This is a genomic window from Mesorhizobium silamurunense (assembly GCF_014843905.1).
In the GTDB taxonomy this organism is placed as follows: Bacteria; Pseudomonadota; Alphaproteobacteria; order Rhizobiales; family Rhizobiaceae; genus Mesorhizobium; species Mesorhizobium silamurunense.
Map to the genome: position 1 here is coordinate 1 of NZ_LPVS01000122.1, position 231 is coordinate 231.

Consider the following 231-nt stretch of genomic DNA (forward strand, 5'->3'; position numbering starts at 1 on the left):
CATAGGCCATCACGACGATGTCAGGCAGGCGGTGACAATCGGGCGGTTACGGTGATTGTCACCCGTCGAGCGAAGTATGCCTGTCGGGCCTGCGAAGAGGTGGTCGTGCAGGCGCCAGCACCGGCACGTCTCGTCGAAGGCGGCATTCCTACAGAGGCCACGGTGGCTCATGTTCTGGTCTCGAAGTATGCCGACCACCTTCCCCTATATCGTCAGGCCCAGATCTACGCC

Annotated in this window: 1 protein-coding gene; it reads left to right on the forward strand. The window is 61.5% G+C overall.

Annotated elements, in window-relative coordinates; genetic code table 11:
• Positions 1 to 231: IS66 family transposase (locus tag AU465_RS32675; protein ID WP_192257107.1), on the forward strand; the 231-nt coding region annotated here is incomplete at both ends.